This window comes from Halomonas sp. KO116 (genome assembly GCF_000734975.2).
GTDB lineage: Bacteria > Pseudomonadota > Gammaproteobacteria > Pseudomonadales > Halomonadaceae > Vreelandella > Vreelandella glaciei.
This window is the reverse complement of sequence record NZ_CP011052.1, coordinates 1,098,555-1,113,196: the sequence shown is the minus strand read 5'-3', so window position 1 is coordinate 1,113,196 and position 14,642 is coordinate 1,098,555. Positions and strand designations below refer to the sequence as shown.

The 14,642-nt window shown below is 55.0% G+C and carries 15 protein-coding genes; 14 read left to right on the top strand and 1 reads right to left on the bottom strand.

Translation table 11 applies throughout. The annotated features are described in order from the left end of the window. Positions 1–63: 63 nt before the first annotated feature. The 12 genes from argS (at position 64) to tatC (ending at position 10,318) form a co-directional block, all read left to right on the top strand. Positions 64–1,749, top strand: coding sequence for an arginine--tRNA ligase (argS, locus tag KO116_RS05210; protein ID WP_035562099.1), 1,686 nt, complete (start codon positions 64–66; stop codon positions 1,747–1,749). Positions 1,750–1,752: 3 nt separating this feature from the next. After that, positions 1,753–2,487, top strand: a complete 735-nt coding sequence (locus tag KO116_RS05205; protein WP_035562096.1) for an SPOR domain-containing protein — start codon at positions 1,753–1,755, stop codon at positions 2,485–2,487. A 159-nt stretch (positions 2,488–2,646) separates the two neighbouring features. Then, positions 2,647–3,180, top strand: coding sequence for an ATP-dependent protease subunit HslV (gene hslV, locus KO116_RS05200; protein WP_035562093.1), 534 nt, complete (start codon positions 2,647–2,649; stop codon positions 3,178–3,180). Positions 3,181–3,231: 51 nt separating this feature from the next. Then, entirely contained in the window at positions 3,232–4,554 is a 1,323-nt protein-coding gene (gene hslU, locus KO116_RS05195) for an ATP-dependent protease ATPase subunit HslU (RefSeq protein WP_035562091.1), read from the top strand. Between the two features lie 112 nt (positions 4,555–4,666). Beyond that, positions 4,667–5,050: a gamma-butyrobetaine hydroxylase-like domain-containing protein gene (locus KO116_RS05190; protein ID WP_035562088.1), complete on the top strand. Its 384-nt coding sequence runs from the start codon at positions 4,667–4,669 to the stop codon at positions 5,048–5,050. A gap of 161 nt (positions 5,051–5,211) precedes the next feature. Continuing rightward, positions 5,212–5,967 carry a bifunctional demethylmenaquinone methyltransferase/2-methoxy-6-polyprenyl-1,4-benzoquinol methylase UbiE gene (ubiE, locus tag KO116_RS05185; protein ID WP_035562085.1) on the top strand — a complete coding sequence of 252 codons (756 nt, stop codon included), beginning with the start codon at positions 5,212–5,214 and terminating at the stop codon, positions 5,965–5,967. Between the two features lie 31 nt (positions 5,968–5,998). Then, positions 5,999–6,658 (top strand): ubiquinone biosynthesis accessory factor UbiJ, encoded by a 660-nt coding sequence (locus KO116_RS05180; RefSeq protein WP_035562082.1) that lies wholly within the window; start codon positions 5,999–6,001, stop codon positions 6,656–6,658. Continuing rightward, positions 6,655–8,277, top strand: coding sequence for a ubiquinone biosynthesis regulatory protein kinase UbiB (gene ubiB / locus KO116_RS05175; protein WP_035562079.1), 1,623 nt, complete (start codon positions 6,655–6,657; stop codon positions 8,275–8,277). The genes KO116_RS05180 and ubiB overlap by 4 nt, the downstream gene beginning before the upstream one ends. 31 nt (positions 8,278–8,308) lie before the next feature. Then, a complete protein-coding gene (locus KO116_RS05170) occupies positions 8,309–8,701 on the top strand; it encodes a phosphoribosyl-ATP diphosphatase (RefSeq protein ID WP_035562077.1) in 393 nt (130 codons plus the stop codon). 76 nt (positions 8,702–8,777) lie between these two features. Next, complete coding sequence (gene tatA / locus KO116_RS05165; RefSeq protein ID WP_035562075.1) at positions 8,778–9,056, top strand: Sec-independent protein translocase subunit TatA; 279 nt, start codon at positions 8,778–8,780, stop codon at positions 9,054–9,056. 3 nt (positions 9,057–9,059) lie between these two features. After that, positions 9,060–9,530 (top strand): Sec-independent protein translocase protein TatB, encoded by a 471-nt coding sequence (gene tatB, locus KO116_RS05160; RefSeq protein WP_035562072.1) that lies wholly within the window; start codon positions 9,060–9,062, stop codon positions 9,528–9,530. Further along, on the top strand, positions 9,527–10,318 hold the full coding sequence (tatC, locus tag KO116_RS05155; RefSeq protein ID WP_035562070.1) for a twin-arginine translocase subunit TatC: 792 nt from the start codon (positions 9,527–9,529) through the stop codon (positions 10,316–10,318). Before tatB ends, tatC begins: the two co-directional genes overlap by 4 nt. A gap of 101 nt (positions 10,319–10,419) precedes the next feature. Here the strand turns inward: tatC and elbB are convergent, their stop codons facing one another. Further along, positions 10,420–11,079, bottom strand: coding sequence for an isoprenoid biosynthesis glyoxalase ElbB (elbB, locus tag KO116_RS05150; RefSeq protein WP_035562066.1), 660 nt, complete (start codon positions 11,077–11,079; stop codon positions 10,420–10,422). Positions 11,080–11,247: 168 nt separating this feature from the next. Here elbB and hemB point away from each other — a divergent pair, with 168 nt between their 5' ends. Together hemB and ppk1 are read left to right on the top strand one after the other, a co-directional pair. Continuing rightward, a complete protein-coding gene (gene hemB / locus KO116_RS05145; protein WP_035562063.1) occupies positions 11,248–12,258 on the top strand; it encodes a porphobilinogen synthase in 1,011 nt (336 codons plus the stop codon). Positions 12,259–12,379: 121 nt separating this feature from the next. Next, the gene (ppk1, locus tag KO116_RS05140; RefSeq protein ID WP_035562061.1) at positions 12,380–14,569 is read left to right on the top strand and encodes a polyphosphate kinase 1; all 2,190 of its coding nucleotides are present in this window, start codon (positions 12,380–12,382) and stop codon (positions 14,567–14,569) included. The last annotated feature ends 73 nt before the right edge of the window (positions 14,570–14,642 follow it).

The following is a 14,642-nucleotide window of genomic DNA, read 5'->3' as shown; positions in this document are numbered from 1 at the left end:
ATCGACGCACCTTTACAGCTGCGCGTTAGCACACGCCGCCACCGACGACACCCGGATACCTACATGAAAGACACCATAGTTTCTCTGCTCGAAGGCGCGGTTACCGCGCTCAAGCACCAAGGCGTGCTGCCGAACGACCTTCAACCCACGATCAAAGTCGACCCCACAAAAGACAAAGCCCACGGCGATTACGCCACTAATCTAGCGCTGATGCTGGCCAAACCGGCAGGCAAAAATCCGCGTGAATTAGCCACTATGCTGGTGGCCGCGCTCCCCGAAAGCGACGCGATCCAGAATACTGAGATCGCGGGCCCCGGTTTTATTAACTTTTTCGCTGCCGCCGATGCCGCGGCGCAAATCGTTGCCCAAGTGCTCGACTGCGGCGATACCTTTGGCCGCAGCTTGATCGGCAAAGGCGAAAAAGTGCAGGTAGAGTTCGTTTCCGCCAATCCCACTGGCCCCCTCCACGTTGGTCACGGCCGGGGCGCGGCGATTGGTGACTGTTTATGCCGCCTGCTCGAAGCCACCGGCTATGACGTGACCCGTGAGTTCTACTACAACGACGCAGGTGCCCAGATCGCCAACCTCGCCCGCTCGGTACAAGCGCGGGTAAAAGGCTTGGGCCCTGACGACGCCAGCTGGCCTGAAGACGGCTATCGCGGTGAGTATATCGTCGATGTCGCCAACGATTACCTGGCAGGTAAAACGGTCAGCGCCGATGACCGCGAAGTCACCGCCAAAAAAGATCCTGACGACTTAGACGCCATTCAAGAGTTTGCCGTCGCGTGGCTGCGCCGTGAGCAGGATCTCGACTTAAAAGCCTTTGGTGTAGAGTTCGATGTCTATTTCTTAGAGTCGTCGCTCTACGAAGATGGCAAGGTGGATGCCACCGTTGAAAAGCTGGTGAACGCTGGGCACACCTATGAAGAAGATGGCGCCATGTGGCTGCGCACCACTGATTTTGGTGATGACAAAGACCGCGTGATGCGCAAACAGGACGGTGGCTACACCTACTTCCTACCCGATGTGGCCTACCATCTGGACAAGTGGCAACGCGGCTTCAAAACCGTGATTAATGAGCAGGGTGCCGATCACCACTCCACCGTTACCCGTGTGCGCGCTGGTTTACAGGCGCTGGAAGTGGGCATTCCCCAAGGCTGGCCCGACTACGTGCTCCACCAGATGGTGATGGTCACCCGCTCCGGCGTCGAGGTAAAACTCTCCAAGCGCGCCGGTAGCTATGTCACCGTGCGCGACTTGATCGACGAAGTCGGCCGCGATGCCACACGCTTTTTCCTCGCCGCCCGCCGCGCTGACTCCCAGCTCACCTTTGATATCGACCTGGCGCGCTCGCAGTCGAACGACAACCCGGTTTATTACATTCAGTACGCGCATGCTCGGGTCTGCAGCATGCTGCGCAAAGCACAGGATGCCGGCCAGCCGTTTGATCATGCATTAGCCATTGCCAATCTAGCCCTACTGGACAGCGACCAGGAAAAAGCCGTTCTTAACCGCTTGGCGCGCTTCCCTGAAGTGGTGGAAACCGCCGCTAGAAACCGCGAACCACAGCAGGTTGCCCAGTATTTGCTCGATCTTTCCGGCGACTTCCACACCTGCTATAACGCCGTCAAGGTAATGGTTGAGGACGACACCCTACGCAACACGCGCTTGGCACTCGGCCTCGCTACCCGTCAAGTGCTGCGCAATGGGCTTGATTTAATGGGGGTTAGCGCCCCAGAGGAGATGTAATCAATGGCTAGCCCGCGTAAAAAGCCCGCCTCCCGCCGCGGAGCCACTTCGCAGCGCAAATCCCCCCGTAGCTCTGGTGGCGGCTTTCGCCTTCCTGGTTGGCTATGGGGCTTGGTCGGCATGGCGGCAGGTTTTTTCTTGGCTCAACACCAGCACGGCACCGCGCCTTGGCAAGAGCAGAGCGAAGCGCCTCAGGCCACGGTTCTGCCCAAGCCCGCGGGTAGTGAGGAGCGCGCTGCGGCTCGGGAAACCGAAGAGGCCGCTGAGCCATCAATGCCGACCTTTGAGTTTTATACCCTACTACCGGAAACCGAGGTCATTGCCCCTGGCGTCACGCTGCAGTCAAGCGTTGTGCGCCCGGAAGTTCCCGAGCAAGAGGCCGAGAGCGATACCGCCTCTGGCGCGGCCAGCGACGACCCCATCGCCCAGGTCATTGCCGCTAACACCCGTCCTGAAGACCAGATTTCAGCAGCCAAGGAGAGTGAAGCGGCTACCAACACTCCCGGGCGTTATATGCTTCAGGCCGCCTCATTTCGTGAAGCAAGTGACGCCGAACAGCTGCGCGGCCGACTGCGCAACTTAAGCCTGTTGGCGGAAGTTAGCGAAGTCCAGGCGGATGGTAATACCTGGCACCGTGTTCAAGTGGGGCCTTACGAGGATACCCGCGAGCTGAACCGCGCTCAGGATTTAATGAACACCCAGGGTATCGAACCACTACTTATCCAGCTGCAGAACTAATAATCCCATCTTGAATACCCTGCGGGCGGTTGATTTTTTATCAGCCGCCCGCATTTTGTTGTGAACGCTTACACAATGGTCGCTTCCAGAAGCAGTATGTTAAAGAGCAAGTGACCTGCCAGTCATCGGGAGCGCGCCTCCCACCAAGGAGTTATCTCCATGACCACTATTGTCTCCGTTCGTCGTGGTAACCAGGTCGCCCTCGCTGGCGACGGTCAAGTTTCGCTGGGCAATACCGTAATGAAGGGTAACGCCAGCAAAGTACGCCGCCTCTACCGCGGCAAAGTACTAGCCGGGTTTGCCGGTGGCACCGCGGATGCGTTCACGCTATTTGAGCGCTTTGAAGCGCAGTTGGAAAAATACCAAGGTCATCTCACCAAAGCAGCGGTCGAGCTCGCCAAAGACTGGCGCACCGACCGAGCGTTGCGCCGTTTAGAAGCACTGCTGGCCGTGGCTGACCATAGCGCCTCGCTGATCATTACCGGTAACGGTGATGTGGTCGAGCCTGAGCGCGGCATTATTGCGATTGGCTCTGGTGGCAATTTTGCCCAGGCCAGCGCCCGAGCGCTGTTAGAAAATACCGAGCTTTCGGCGCGTGAAATTACTGAGAAATCGCTGGCGATCGCTGGTGATATCTGTGTGTTTACCAATCATCACGTGACGCTCGAAGAGCTGTCGATTGACGATCGCTAATCACTTTACGCGACTCGCAAACGCCGCTCATTGCCCACAAAGGTTACTTATATGACTCAGATGACACCCCGCGAAATTGTTCACGCTCTAGACCAGTACATTATTGGCCAGCAAGATGCTAAACGCGCCGTTGCAATCGCCCTGCGTAACCGCTGGCGCCGCATGCAGCTTGATGATGACTTGCGCCCAGAGGTCACGCCTAAAAACATTCTGATGATTGGCCCCACCGGTGTGGGTAAAACCGAGATTGCCCGCCGTTTGGCCAAGCTGGCCAAAGCACCGTTTATTAAAGTTGAAGCGACCAAGTTCACTGAAGTCGGCTATGTTGGCCGTGACGTTGAGTCGATTATTCGCGACTTGATGGAAGCCGCGATTAAGATGGTGCGCGAACAGGCGAAAGAAGAAGTTGGCAACCGTGCCGCGGATGCCGCCGAAGATCGGGTTCTAGATGCCCTTCTTCCGCCTCCCCGTGGCCAGGAAGATAAGCCACGTGAAGAAGGCAGCACTCGCCAGTCCTTCCGTAAAAAATTGCGTGAAGGCCAGCTGGACGATAAAGAGATCGATATTGAAATATCCTCTCACGGCCAAGGCATCGATATCATGACCCCGCCGGGCATGGAAGAGATGACCAGCCAACTGCAGAGCATGTTCTCCAACATGGGTCAGCAGAAGCGTGAGAATCGCCGCGTAACGGTCAAAGAAGCGCTGGTTCTGCTGCGTGATGAAGAAGCGGGCAAGCTGGTCAACGAGGAAGAGATCAAGGCGCGCGCGGTCTACTCGGTAGAGCAGCACGGCATCGTCTTCCTGGATGAGATCGACAAGGTGGCCAAGGGCAGCGGCCAGTCTAGCGGCGGCGAAGTATCTCGCGAAGGCGTTCAACGCGACCTGTTACCGCTGATTGAAGGCTCCACCGTGTCCACCAAGTACGGCATGGTCAAAACCGATCACATTCTGTTTATCGCTTCTGGCGCCTTCCACCTATCGCGCCCGTCGGACCTTATTCCTGAGTTACAGGGCCGTCTGCCGATCCGTGTAGAGCTTGATGCACTGACGCCCAACGACTTCAAACGCATCCTCACCGAGCCCTCTGCCTCACTGACCAAGCAGTATCAAGCGCTGCTGGCGACAGAAGGTCTTGATGTGGAGTTTACTCCCGACGGTATCGAGCGCATCGCGCAGATCTCTTGGCAGGTCAATGAAGGCACTGAAAACATCGGCGCCCGCCGCCTGCACACGGTAATGGAGCGGTTGTTAGAAGAAGCCTCCTTCAAAGGCGGCGATATGGAGAGCCCGCTGGTCATCGACGCTGATTACGTCAATGCCCAGCTTGGCGAACTGGCGGTCGACGAAGACCTGTCGCGGTATATTTTGTAAGCTGCGCCTGCGGTTATTATCAGCGCTGGCATCGTCAGCAACAGCAAGCCCGCTCTTCGCGGGCTTGCTGCTATGACATTTAGCCATGGACACTTAGCCATGAGGTCTCATCATGAACGCCCCTACCCCCACTCGTGTTCACTACCATAAGCAGTCCCGTGAGCTGGAACTTGGCTACGCCACTGGTGAGAGTTTTCGCCTCCCGGTTGAGTTTTTACGCGTCTACTCGCCGTCTGCCGAAGTGCGCGGCCACGGTGGCGACACCGCCGTTCTCCAGGTAGGTAAAAAAGATGTCGGCCTGCAGAATATTACCCAGGCAGGCAACTACGCGCTGAAGCTTCACTTTGACGACGGTCATGACAGTGGGCTGTTTAGCTGGAACTACTTATACGATCTGGCTACTCACCAGGAAGCTTACTGGAACAATTACTTACAGCGCTTAGAAGACGCCGGTGCCTCGCGCGAGCCGGCCAGCATTCAATTCAAGCAACTGTGATGGCATGACTCACACCCCTGCAACAAACTAGGCAGGGACGCTAGGCAGACAAGCCAGGGCGGACAAGGCTACAATGACGCTAACTTTTTAATCGCGTCGGCCCTCAGTCAAAAGACCAAAGGTCGATCTGCCATCGCCTAAAATTCGGGAGCTACCGCCCAATGAGCCCCACAGAAAAACGCACGACTCATTTTGGTTACCAGGAAGTACCGGTTGATGAGAAAGCGTCACGAGTAGCTGACGTATTCCACTCGGTAGCCGCCCGCTACGACGTAATGAACGACTTGATGTCGATGGGTATCCATCGGGTTTGGAAACGCATGACTATTGAGCGCGCTGGTGTGCGCCCTGGCCACCACGTGCTTGATATCGCTGGCGGTACGGGCGACTTAACCCTCAAGTTTTCCCGCCTGGTTGGCCCGCGTGGCAAGGTAGTGCTGGCGGATATCAACGCCTCGATGCTCAAAGTCGGCCGCGACAAGCTGATGGATAACGGCGTCGGCGGCAACGTAGAGTACGTTCAAGCCAATGCCGAAAACCTGCCGTTTCCCGATAATAGCTTCGACTGCATTACGATCGCTTTTGGGCTGCGCAATGTCACCGACAAAGACGCTGCGCTGCGCTCTATGGCGCGCGTTCTTAAACCTGGTGGGCGCCTGTTGGTATTAGAGTTCTCCAAACCCAACAATCCTTTGCTGTCTAAGGCTTACGACGAGTACTCCTTCCGCCTGCTGCCCAAAATGGGCGAACTGGTGGCGGGGGACGGCGAAAGTTACCGCTATTTGGCGGAGTCGATTCGGATGCACCCCGACCAGGAAACGCTCAAAGCCATGATGGAAGCTGCCGGGCTAGAGCGGGTCGAGTACACCAATCTGACGGGCGGTATCGTTGCACTACACCGCGGCATTAAGCTATGAGACTTCAGACGCTACAGACCCAGAGGCCAGCATGCTGGTAACCCCGACCCTGCTGTTGGCCGGATGTGAACGCACGCTCAATGCCCTACTCGCCCGCGACCCGGCAGCCCCCGCACGGCTGGCAGCGCTGGTGGGCAGCCGTTTGCTTATACGCCTGGAGCAGCCACATCTTGAGCTTGTGATCCACTATCACCACGCAGGCTTAGACCTGATGCGTGGCGAAGGTGTTGATGAAACCGAGGTAGATGCGGTCGTCGAGCTAACTCCGGAAACATTTTCAGAGTGGATCAGCGGCGCCTCGATTGAGCGGCTAATGTTCGATGGCAAACTGGCCGTGCGTGGGCGCATCCATCTGCTTGAAGCGACCCGCGAGCTGCTTTTCGATTTAGACATTGATTGGGAAAGCGAGCTGGCCCGCTGGCTTGGCGATATGCCCGCTCACTCGCTGGCCGAAGGATTGCGTCGCGCCGCGCGTTGGGGGCTGCGTGCCAAAGATGAACTGATGCAGGATGTTTCTGAATATGTCTTTGAAGAAGCCCGCCTGCTACCCGGACAGCAACAGCGCAACGTGCTACGCGATCACTTAACCGAACTGGAAATCGCCACCGATCGACTGGAAGCGCGCTTTAACCGCTTGCAGCGCAAGCTGACGCAACCGTCACAGAGCGCCTCTCAGGAGCCACGCCCATGAGCCTGCGCCTGCTACGGATCAGCTGGGTAATCACGCGCCACCGGCTAGACACGCTGCTGCCGCTGGAGCGCCTGCCCTGGTGGCTGCGGACGCTGCTGTGGTTTTCACCGTTACGCTTGGTGCCGATCGGCAAGCGATCACGGGGCGAACGCCTGCGCTTGGCGTTAGAGGCGCTAGGGCCAATTTTCATTAAATTCGGACAGATGCTCTCGACCCGCCGCGACCTGCTACCGGCAGATATCGCCGATGAGCTAAAGCGCCTTCAGGATCAGGTGCCGCCTTTTCCCGGTGATCTTGCCGCTGCCCGCGTCGAGAAAGAGCTGGAAATGACACTGGAAGTGGCCTTTGCTGAGTTTGACCGTGTGCCATTAGCCTCTGCATCGATTGCCCAGGTACACGCGGCAAGGCTGCACGGCGGTGAAGACGTAGTGGTAAAAATTATTCGCCCCGGCATTGATCGCGTGATGCGCCAGGACATGGCGCTGATGTACCAAGTTGCCAAAGTGTTCTCCAAAATCCCCGAAGCGCGACGTTTGCGCCCGGTGGAAGTCATTCGCGACTACGAAGCCACGCTGTTTGACGAATTGGATCTCTATAAAGAAGCCGCCAACACCTCGCAGCTTAAACGTAACTTCAAAGACTCACCGCTGCTATTTGTACCTACCATCTATTGGCCCTTCACCCGCCGCCACGTGTTGGTTCAAGAGCGCATTCGCGGCATTCCAGTCGCCGATTTAGACACGCTAATTGCTCGTGGCACGAACCTGAAAAAGCTTGCAGAACGCGGCGTTGAGCTTTTCTTTACTCAGGTATTTCGTGACAACTTCTTCCACGCCGACATGCACCCCGGCAATATCTTTGTTAACTGCGACAACCCCGAAGACCCGCAGTACATCGCTATCGACTGCGGCATCGTGGGCAGCCTGACCCGAGAAGATCAGGACTATTTGGCGCGCAACTTATTGGCCTTTTTCCACCAGGACTATTACGAAGTCGCCGCACTGCATATTGAGTCCGGCTGGGTGGGTGAAAATACTCGTGCCAATGAGTTCGCGGCAGCTATTCGGACCGTCTGCGAGCCTATTTTAGAGAAACCGCTGAAAGACATCTCCTTTGGCCAAGTGCTCCTGGGTCTGTTTCAAACCGCGCGACGTTTTAATATGGAAGTGCAGCCGCAGTTGGTTCTATTACAGAAAACGCTGCTCAATATTGAAGGCTTAGGGCGCCAGCTCTATCCTGACCTGGACCTTTGGAGCACCGCCAAGCCGTATTTAGAGCAGTGGATGAAAGAGCGTGCGGGTGTCAGCGGTTTATGGGAATCACTCAAGCGACAGGCACCGGAGCTTTCACACCAGCTACCTGAATTGCCTGTACTGGCGCACCAAGCGCTCAGCCGCATGGAGCATGAGCATCGTCAACGTCATCAGCAGGTGGACTCCATCAACGCCATGCGCGCACAGATGGTGCGGCAGGGCAAGCGGCTTTACCGCCTGCGGCTGGGTCTGACTCTGCTGGCACTGGCACTGGCTTGGCAGCCATTAAGCGGCTGGATTGAGCTCCAGGAATGGCCAATACTGGCTGCCGCTGCGATTGGCCTCTTACTGCTGGTATGGCAATAACGTAGGGCATTAAACGTTTATAAGGATTCCCATGGACAGCAACTCATTATCGCCTGACAATTTACCAACCAACACTTTTTCGACAAATACTGCGTCTGTGCTGGATACTCTCAATGAGGTACTAAAGCAGCGGCGACACGCAGCAGCAGAAGATTCTTATGTTGCCTCCTTGCATTATAAGGGTTTGAACAAGATACTCGAAAAGATTGGCGAAGAAGCGACTGAAACAGTGCTTGCGGCAAAAGATGCGGAGCACGGTGGTGAGGCTGAACGTCAGGCGGTTATTTCTGAAACGGCCGACCTGTGGTTTCATAGCCTGGTGATGCTCTCGCACCTGGGGATGGATCATCAGGCTGTTTTAGACGAACTGGCGCGACGCGTTGGCATTTCCGGGCACGAAGAAAAAGCGTCTCGTCAGCCATAGCGGTCACAGAAACTGTCGTATAGTGATAACCAAGCTGGAAAAAAGATAGTCAACCTGCTCCCATGAGGAAACGCATATGTTAGGTGGTATTAGTATTTGGCAGTTGCTGATTGTACTGGGCATCATCATCCTGGTTTTCGGCACCAAAAAACTGCGTAATGTGGGCACCGACCTAGGCGGGGCGGTCAAGGGCTTCAAGAAAGCCATGCACGATGAAGAGAAAAATAAAGAGACGGATAAAGAAGACGCTGACCAACCGCATGCCAAAGTGAGCCATGAAGAACCTGGCAACACTTATGACGTTCAAGCCGAAGAGAAACAGGCCGCCAACGAACGTAACGAAGAGCGCAAATAAACCATGCTGGATATCGGCTTTCTTGAACTAATGCTCATTGGCATCGTCGGGCTGTTGGTGCTTGGCCCGGAGCGGCTGCCTAGGGCCGCCCGCACGACGGGTATGTGGATTGGCAAAATCAAGCGCACGGTATCCGGCATGCAGCGTGAAATTAGCGCTCAGCTTGAAGCAGAAGAGTTACGCCAAAAGCTTAACGAACAGCAGAAGAAGCTCGACGATAGCTTGAAAAAAGCCAAGCTGGACGTAGAGAGTATTGCTGACTCCCCTTCTGCTTCGGGTACTGCACCGGCAACCAGCGCGGCCCAGCGTGATACGGAACAACGGGTTGCCAAGGCCAGCGCTCGCTTGGATGACGCGCTTCAAACAGTGCGTGAAGAGCCGCCCGCCTCAACGTCGGCGGCTAATCATGAGGCGGAAACTGACGTGGCTGCACCTGAAAAGGCTGAATTAAATAAGGATCGTAATCACCAATGAGTATGTCTGGCGATTCAAAAGAGCCGCGTGAAGATCAGAGCCAAGCCCCTCTCATTGAGCACCTAATCGAATTACGTTCACGGCTTATGCGTGCCGTGATCGTGATTTTGGTGATCTTTCTGGGCTTATATGCTTTTGCCAATGATATTTATACCTTTGTGGCCGATCCATTAATGGACCTGCTGCCTGAAGGCTCGCAGATGATTGCCACGGAAGTGGCCTCACCATTTTTGGCGCCGTTTAAGCTCACCTTGGTCGTAGCGGTATTTATCGCTATTCCCTTTGTGTTGCATCAGGCATGGGCCTTTATCGCACCAGGTCTTTATGACAATGAAAAAGCGCTGGCGATCCCGATACTGGTCTCAAGCATTGCGCTGTTCTATGGCGGTGCGGCGTTTGCCTATTACGTGGTTTTTCCGCTGCTGTTTGAGTTTTTCACCCAAACGGGGCCTGAAAACGTCGCCGTAATGACCGACATTAACCAGTATTTGAACTTCGTTCTTAAGCTGTTTTTTGCTTTCGGTGTGGCGTTTGAAATTCCTATTGCGACCTTCTTGCTTATCCTCTCTGGCGCTACGACGGTGGAAAGCCTTTCTAAAAAACGCCCCTATATTCTTTTAGGCTGCTTTGTCATCGGTATGCTGCTAACCCCGCCGGATGTGATTTCCCAAAGCCTGCTGGCGATCCCCATGTACCTGCTCTACGAAGTAGGGCTACTGTTTGGCCGTTTGGTGCGCAAACGCAAAGAAGAGAAAGAGGCTGATGAAGAGCAAGAAGCCGATCTCTAAGCGGATCAGCGCAGCACGCAGATACTGAAAAAGCCGTCGCCATTAACCATGGCGACGGCTTTCTTATCTGCAATACGATGTTCTAAAATGCAACGGCGTACTTAATCCATCATTTCAGCAATACGATCTACCAATTTAAAGATACCGGTGGCCGCTTCACTAATGCGCTTTGCCAGCATATAGGCAGGTGTGGTCACCACGCGGTGCTCAAGGTCGACGACAATATCTTCTACTGCACAGCTGCGGTGCAACCCGCCCATGGCACTAATCGCCCCGGAAACCGCCGGATCATTACCCACGGTCACTGCAATACCGTCACCCAATAGACGGGGCACCAGTACGGGGGAAATACACATCAAGCCAATGGGTTTGGCCTCTTGACGAAAACCAAACAGCGACTCTTTTAGTGCTTCCAGCACCTGCATATTGTCGCTGGCACTGGCGAAATCCGACAGATTTTTGGCGACACCGAAACCACCGGGCACAATTACTGCATCGAAGTTATCAGCGTCTAGCTCACTCAATGGGCGGATGTTTCCACGCGCCAAGCGGGCAGACTCCTGCAGCACATTACGCTGTTCACCTTCCGCCACCTCTTGCGTGAGGTGATTGATAACGTGATGCTGTTCTATATCCGGGGCAAAACAGTGGTAACCAATACCCAACTGATCCAAGCGCAACAGCGTTAACGTCGTCTCATATATCTCTGAACCATCATAAACGCCGCAGCCAGCTAAAATCACCGCCACCTGTTTGGTCATGCCTATCTCCTTATCCCAGGGTCTGCCGATCGCAATACAGCAAAGCAATTGCTCACTTTAGTCAGTCTACCTTGTTGTCACAAGACGGCTTTCGCCGCAGGGCATGGCTGATATACTCCATTCAGACCTTCGGGCACACTCATTTGCGTTCCTTAATGGAGACACCCCTTGAGCATACCTACCCCCCGTCACTTCCCCGCCACACGCATGCGTCGAATGCGCCGCGATGATTTTTCACGCCGCTTGATGCAGGAGAACAGCCTTAGCCCGTCAGATTTGATCCTGCCGGTGTTTGTACTGGAAGGCGACAACCAGCGTGAAGCGGTGGCCTCAATGCCCGGTGTGGAGCGGCTCTCGATCGACCTACTGATTGAGCAAGCCCGCGAAGCTTATCAACTGGGCATCCCTGCGTTGGCGCTTTTTCCAGTTGTCGGCCCTGAGCACAAAACTGAGTTAGCCGAAGAGGCCTATAGCGCCAGCGGCTTAGTACAGCGTAGCGTGCGCGCCCTTAAAGCAGCCCTGCCCGAACTCGGCATTATCACCGACGTGGCGCTCGACCCGTATACCAGCCACGGCCAGGACGGCATTCTTGATGAACACGGCTACGTGCAGAATGACCGCACGGTGGATACGCTGCTTAAACAGGCACTCTCCCATGCCGAAGCGGGCGCTGACGTGGTGGCGCCTTCCGACATGATGGATGGGCGTATCGGCGCGATCCGCCAAGTGTTGGAACAGGAACATCTCCACAACGTGCGGATTATGGCTTATAGCGCCAAGTATGCCTCCCACTACTATGGGCCCTTCCGCGATGCCGTTGGCTCAGCCACCAACTTGGGCAAAGCCGACAAACGCACCTATCAAATGGACCCTGCCAACAGCGATGAAGCATTGCATGAAGTAGCCATGGACATCGCCGAAGGCGCCGACATGGTGATGGTCAAGCCGGGTATGCCTTACCTGGATGTCGTTCGCCGTGTAAAAGCTGAGCTAAAAGTGCCGACTTTCGCTTATCAAGTCAGCGGTGAGTACGCCATGCATCGCGCCGCCTTCGACAATGGCTGGCTGGAAGCGGAACCGGTGATTTTGGAATCATTGATGTGCTTCAAACGAGCAGGTGCCGATGGAATTTTGACCTATTTCGCTCTCGACGCAGCGCGTTTATTACAGCGCCACTAAACTACTGCGACAAAGATGACAACAAGGTGACACTTGTTTGTCATCTTCTCCCCGCATACTGCCTTCCTATACAAGTATCAGGCTATGATACCTTCGAGCCATCAACGCGGGGAGATCCACCATGGACGAGCAAGCGACAGATTCTTTACCATTATCGTCTACTGATCAAACCAGCAGCGACGGCGATATGCCGCTACGAATTAACCGCACACCCACTGGGGTTCAAGCGCGTGACACGTTGCCTGAAACCGACCTTGACGACACTCAGCTTTACTTCAATCGCGAGCTGTCGCATCTACAGTTCAATATCCGCGTGCTGGAACAAGCGCTAGACGATGCCCACCCGTTGCTCAACCGCTTGATGTTCTTGCTGATTTTCTCATCCAATATGGATGAGTTTTTCGAAATCCGCGTAGCGGGATTAAAGCACCAGATCGCCCTTGGCGACGACACCACCGCGGCCGATGGCCGACTGCCTAAAGCCGTATTGGCCGAGATTTCTCAGATCGCCCATACGCAAATTGATCGCCAGTATCAAATACTCAACGATACCTTGTTGCCCGCCCTGGAGACTCATGGGTTGCGCTTTCGCCGTCGCGATCAGTGGACTGATCAACAAAAGGCCTGGACGCGAGCGTTTTTCGATAACGAAATTATGCCGGTTATTAGCCCAATCGGTCTCGACCCTTCGCATCCCTTCCCGCGTCTGGTCAATAAAAGTCTTAACTTTATTGTTGAGCTGGAAGGCAAAGATGCCTTTGGCCGCGCCGGAGGTATGGCTATTCTACCAGCACCACGCTCGCTGCCTCGCTTAATGGCGCTACCGAAGGAGTTATGCGAAGAGGGTTTCTCCGAGTATGTGTTCCTGTCCTCGATGATTCATGCCCATGCCGATGAGCTATTTCCCGGCATGCGCGTGCGCGGCTGTTACCAGTTCCGTTTGACCCGCAATGCGGATATGAGCGTTGACCCTGAGGAAGTCTCAGACCTTGCTTCCGCGCTGCGTGGCGAACTACTGGCACGCCGTTATGGCAGCGGTGTGCGGCTGGAAGTGGCGGACAGCTGCCCCGATGACTTAACTAATTTTCTGCTGCGTCAATTTGAGCTTGAGAGCGACGATTTATATCGGGTCAAAGGGCCGGTGAATTTAACCCGCATGATGTCAGTTCTGGGTGATGTGGACCGTCCAGAACTGCTCTATCGCCCGTTTACTCCCAGCATTCCGAAAGCGCTCAAAGCGGGCAGCTTGTTCGATGCTATTGCTAAGAGTGACATTCTGCTCCATCACCCTTTTCAATCATTTACTCCGATTGAAGACCTGCTGCGCGAAGCCGCCCGCGACCCGCATGTACTGGCTATAAAGCAGACGCTATACCGTACGGGCTCAGACTCGCCTATCGTTAGCGCGCTGGTAGAAGCGGCTAGCCAGGGCAAAGAAGTCACCGTGGTCATTGAACTACGTGCGCGTTTTGATGAAGCCGATAATCTACAGCTGGCTTCTCGTTTGCAGGAAGCGGGGGCAATCGTTGTCTACGGCATTATGGCCTACAAGACTCACGCCAAGATGCTGCATATAGTACGCCGCGAAAAAGGCGAGCTGTGCTACTACGCGCACCTCGGCACCGGTAATTACCACTCAAAAACCGCCAAACTGTATACCGACTACAGCCTACTGACTGCCAATAAAGCGCTGTGCGCCGATGTGCATAAAGTGTTTCAGCAGCTGTCGGGGATGGGCCGCGCACGCAAAATTGACACGCTGTTGCATGCGCCGTTTACGCTGCACGAGCGGCTAGTGGAAATGATTGACCGTGAAGCGCAGATAGCGCGCAAGGGTAAACGCGCCCATATCATCATTAAATGCAATTCGTTAACCGAGCCCAAACTTATCAAAGCGCTCTACCGTGCCTCCCAGGCGGGGGTTGAGTGCGATTTAATTATTCGCGGTATGTGCTGTTTGAAGCCAGGCGTGCCGGGGGTTTCCGAGAATATTCGTGTGCGCTCCATTATCGGCCGCCTGCTTGAACACACCCGCGTATTCCACTTTCACAATGATGGCAAGTCGGAAACTTGGTGCTCAAGCGCCGACTTTATGTCGCGCAATATGTTTCACCGTGTTGAAACCTGCTTCCCGCTGCTGGATAAGAAGCTCGCCACCCGTGTGCGCAAGGATCTCGAAACCTACATGGTGGATAACTGCCAGAGCTGGCTGCTACAGACCGACGGCAGCTACCAGCTTCAGGATCCAGGTAAAAGCGATGCCATCAGCGCCCAGGAAACCCTGCTCTACGCCTATGCTTCGAAAAGCTAAGTGTCGACAAGCTAGTTTTTAAGCCAAACCCCGCTTTTTAGCGGGGTTGATTCTGACCAGAAAGGCTTAATCA